Source organism: Nocardia amamiensis NBRC 102102 (genome assembly GCF_001612745.1).
In the GTDB taxonomy this organism is placed as follows: domain Bacteria; phylum Actinomycetota; class Actinomycetes; order Mycobacteriales; family Mycobacteriaceae; genus Nocardia; species Nocardia amamiensis.
The window spans coordinates 1-1,735 of sequence record NZ_BDBA01000411.1 but is presented as its reverse complement, the minus strand read 5'-3'; the positions used below and the strand labels follow the sequence as shown (position 1 = coordinate 1,735).

Below are 1,735 nucleotides of genomic sequence, written 5' to 3'. Positions count from 1 at the left end.
GGTTGGCGCGACGGCCTGCGGCGCGACCTGCGGCAGGCCGACAGTCTGCAGCACGCGCTTGATCACGTCCTCCGGGCTGATCTCGTCGGCGAGCGCGTCGTAGGACAGCACCAGACGGTGGCGCAGCACGTCGGGGATCACCTCGACGACGTCCTGCGGCACCACATAGTCGCGGCCGCGGATCAGCGCGACGGCGCGGGCCGCGGCGATGATCCCGAGGCTGGCGCGCGGCGACGCGCCGTAGGAGATCCAGCTGGCCACGTCCTGCATGCCGAAATCGGCCGGCGTGCGGGTCGCCGTGATCACCCGGACCACGTAGTCCACCAGGGCATGGTGGACGAAGGTGTTGGCCGCGACCTTCTGCAGGCGGATCAGGTCCTCGGGTTGCAGGATCCGGTTCGCCTCCGGCGGGGTCACACCCATCCGGTAGATGATCTCGCGCTCCTCCTCCACGGAGGGGTAGTCGACGAGAAGCTTGAACAGGAAGCGGTCGCGCTGCGCCTCGGGCAGCGGGTACACGCCCTCGCTCTCGATCGGGTTCTGCGTCGCCATGACCAGGAAGGGATCCGGCATCGGATAGGTCTTGCCGCCGATCGACACGTGCCGCTCGGCCATCACCTCGAGCAGCGCCGACTGCACCTTGGCCGGCGCGCGGTTGATCTCGTCGGCGAGCACGAAGTTCGCCACGACCGGGCCGAGTTCGGTGTCGAATTGCTCCCGGCCCTGCCGGTAGATACGGGTACCGATGAGATCGGTCGGCACCAGGTCGGGGGTGAACTGGACACGCGCGAACGAACCGCCGACCACCTTGGCGAAGGTCTCCACGGCCAGGGTCTTCGCGATGCCGGGAACGCCTTCGAGCAGCACGTGACCGCGCGCGAGCACACCGACCAGCAGTCGTTCGACCAGGCGATCCTGGCCCACGATCACCCGCTTGACCTCGTAGATCGCCTTCTCCAGGGTCTGGACGTCACGCTCGAGGGTGCTGGGCGCGGAGGCCGGCGCATCCTTTGCCAGGTTCGCCCCACTCACACCGTCCGTCGAAGTCACCAACATCCCCGCTTTCGCCTTGGTCCTGTGCGTGCTGCCACAACTATTCCAGGTAATCACGGCCTGTGCCGCAACGGGACCCGACATGACGGGAATTCGACGAGCCCCCGAGCTCGCCGCGATACCCGGAATGTCCGATATGTCAGGAGATTATGCGCACCGCGTAGGGCATGATGCCGCTTTCGCGAACCGGGGACACCTTCACCACGTCGCCGGACTCGGGCGCCTCGACCATTTTGCCGTCACCGAGATACAGCGCCACGTGCCTGCTGCCGTTCGGACCCCAGAACAGCATGTCGCCGCGCTCTCGCTCACCGACCGGCACCCTGGTCCCCGCGTTGTACTGATATCCGCTGTAGTGCGGCAACGAAACCCCGATACCTGCGAACGCGTAGACCATCAGACCCGAGCAGTCGAAGCCGACCTTGTTGTAGTCGCCGTGCGTATCGGCGACGCCACCGTCGCGGATGCCGAGAGTGGGCCCGTCTTCGTCGCCGCCGCCCCAGGCATAGGTGACGCCCAGCTGCGACATCGCCCGGTCGACCACCATCTCGATCGCCGCCGAACCACCGACCGAGGGCAAGTCCGGTCGTGGCGCACTCCGGCGCGGCGGCGGCGCGTCATCCAGCTGGGTGTGCGGGCGCTTGCCGGTGCCGAGCTGAGCGGCGCGGTCCGTGGCGGCCTG

Annotated in this window: 2 protein-coding genes; both read right to left on the bottom strand. The window is 67.8% G+C overall.

The features are described 5' to 3' along the window. Positions 1–1,056, bottom strand: a 1,056-nt coding sequence (moxR1, locus tag NA4_RS38100) for a chaperone MoxR1 (protein ID WP_067481088.1), incomplete at its 3' end; no start/stop codon positions are given. A 136-nt stretch (positions 1,057–1,192) separates the two neighbouring features. After that, a partial coding sequence (locus NA4_RS38095) for an NlpC/P60 family protein (RefSeq protein WP_169811224.1) occupies positions 1,193–1,735 on the bottom strand: 543 nt, incomplete at its 5' end.